1 protein-coding gene and 2 pseudogenes are annotated in these 2493 nt (G+C 65.6%); 1 reads left to right on the top strand and 2 read right to left on the bottom strand.

All coding sequences use genetic code 11. The features are described from left to right. A pseudogene (locus GJ629_RS17355) lies at positions 1-233 on the bottom strand (zinc ABC transporter substrate-binding protein); the annotation flags it as partial. 153 nt (positions 234-386) lie between these two features. Continuing rightward, positions 387-1142 carry a pirin family protein gene (locus tag GJ629_RS15440; protein WP_157513805.1) on the bottom strand — a complete coding sequence of 252 codons (756 nt, stop codon included), beginning with the start codon at positions 1140-1142 and terminating at the stop codon, positions 387-389. 256 nt (positions 1143-1398) lie between these two features. Here GJ629_RS15440 and GJ629_RS15435 point away from each other — a divergent pair. Further along, a pseudogene (locus tag GJ629_RS15435) lies at positions 1399-2493 on the top strand (APC family permease); the annotation flags it as partial.

Here is a 2493-nt window from a genome sequence, read left to right as displayed (position 1 = left end):
ACTCGTGGTCCGGGCTCCCACCCGTGTCCGTGCTGTCCGACCGGGACGAGCAGGTTCGTACTCGCCGCCGCGCCCGCGACTTCCGCGGCGATGTCCCCGAAGACGAAAAACGTCGCCTGCACGGTGGACCCGTCGGCTGAGTCCCCGGCGAGACCGCCCAGACAGCCCGCGAGCGCGCTTACCGATGCGATGCCGGCCGTCGCCGTCAGCAATCCGCGTCGTGTGTGCTCCATCCGTAGTTAATAATTCTATAGCCGATTATAATAATCCTTCTATCTGAGAAGATACTCAGTATTACAAAATAGTCGCGAGGTGGGAGACACGAGCGGCGAAGCTGTCACTGTCCCGTTGGGCGGAGTCGCCCGGTGAGAAGACGCCGACTGTTACTACCGACCGATGGTCCCCTGTCGCGTGACCGGGGCATCGGGGCCGAGGACGAACGCGACGAGCGTCGCGTCCTCCTCGGCGGTGAGGGACACGTCACCGCCGGTCACCAGCGCGCTCTCGGTGTAGCCGAGGGACTCGCCGCCGAGGGTGACCGCGCCGTCGAAGACGTAGAGGTAGGTCTCCCGGTCGGCCCGGGTGGGAAGCGTCGTCGTCGCGCCGGCCTCAAGCCGGCAGTCGTAGCAATCGACTTCGTTGCGGACATAGAACGGCGCGTCGCCTCCCTCGGGGCCGAACAGGTGTCGCCACTCGTTGTCTGCGGGGTCGGGAATCGGTCCGTGCTGGATGTCCGGGTCGAGGCCGAGGCTGTGGGGACGGACGAATATTTGGAGCATCCGCAGCGGCGGGTCGTCGGCGAGGGTCTCCTCGGCGTGCCAGAAGCCGCTCCCGGCGTTCATAACCAGCAGAGTCCCGGCGTCGGTGACGAGTTCGTTGTCCTGTCGGTCGTCGTGGCGCATCACGCCCGCGGGCACCCACGAGATGATCTCCTCCTCGCGGTGCTGGTGCATCCGGATGCGCGTGCCCGGGTCCATGAACGACTCGACGACGGTCGACAGCGGCCCGTAGCCGTGGTCGTCGTGGTCCGGCACCGCGCGCCCGGGGAAGTTGAAGTGTGTCCGGAACCCCCCTTGGTCTCGGGAAACGTCCGTCCGCGGGGCGGTGTAGATCCGCGCCTGTGCCCCGGTAGAGTCTGTCATCGGGATACTGTACATTCTCGGGCGGTATATGGGTTCTGCGGGGCGGTCTCTTACCCTGTCCGGCGCTCACGTCGGCCGATGCCGCCCTGTGGATACCCGAAATCGACCGTCGGTTGCAGTCCGGAACCGTCTTTCAATCGAGATTCTTATGCGGATCCGTTACGAGTAGTTATATACACGTGGACGACACTCGAACAGGCGCGGCTACGTTGGGAGCGACGGTGGACGAACGACGCGTCGGGACCGCCAGACAGTAATGGGGAAGGAACTGGAACGGGACCTGGGCCTGCCGTCGGTGACGGCGATCAGTATCGGCGCGATGGTCGGCAGCGGTATCTTCATCCTGCCGGGGCTGGCGATGAAGATGGCCGGGCCGGCGGTCGTCTTCGCCTACTTCCTCGCGGGCGTGTTGGTGTTGCCGGCGGCGCTGAGCAAATCGGAGATGGCGACCGCGATGCCCGAGGCCGGTGGGACGTACCTCTACATCGAGCGCGCGATGGGACCGCTGTTCGGGACCATCGCGGGCGTCGGGACGTGGTTCTCGCTGACGTTCAAGGGCGCGCTGGCGCTGGTCGGCGGCGCGCCGTATCTGGTGTTGCTGTTCGACCTACCGGTGACGCCCGTCGCGTTGACCGTGGCGGTCCTCCTGATCGTACTGAACATCGTCGGGGCGAAACAGACCGGTCGGATGCAGGTCGTCATCGTCGCGGCGATGCTCGCGGTGATGGTCTGGTTCATCGCCGCCGGCGCGCCCGCCGTCGAACCCACCAGATTCAGTGGCTTTTTCGACAGCGGTATCGAGGGTATCCTCGGCGCGACCGGGTTCGTCTTCGTCTCGTATGCGGGCGTGACGAAGATAGCGAGCGTCGCCGAGGAGGTCGAGAACCCGGACCGGAACCTGCCGCTGGGCATCCTCGGGTCGCTGATCATCACGGCGGGCATCTACGTCGCCATCGTGACGGTGATGGTCGGCGTCGCGGACGAGGCCGCCCTCGTCGACACGAACACGCCGATGCGACTCGCCGCCGAGAACGCGCTCCCTGCTATCGGCGTCACAGCGGTTATCCTCGCCGCGCTGCTCGCGCTGATCAGCACCGCGAACGCGGGCATCCTCTCCTCCTCTCGGTACCCCTTCGCGATGAGCCGTGACGGCCTCGCGCCGGACGTCTTCGAGACCGTCAGCGAGCGCTTCGAGACGCCGGTCAACGCCATCACGATCACCGGCGGCGTGTGCTCGTTCTCATCGCGTTCGTCTCCATCGACCAGATAGCCAAACTCGCCAGCGCGTTCAAGATACTGGTCTTTATCCTGATCAACGTCGCGCTGATCGCCTTCCGGCAGGGGTCCATCG

This window comes from Halapricum sp. CBA1109 (genome assembly GCF_009741825.1).
Taxonomy (GTDB): domain Archaea; phylum Halobacteriota; class Halobacteria; order Halobacteriales; family Haloarculaceae; genus Halapricum.
The sequence above is the reverse complement of the archived record's forward strand: the minus strand, read 5'-3'. Positions and strand labels throughout refer to the sequence as shown.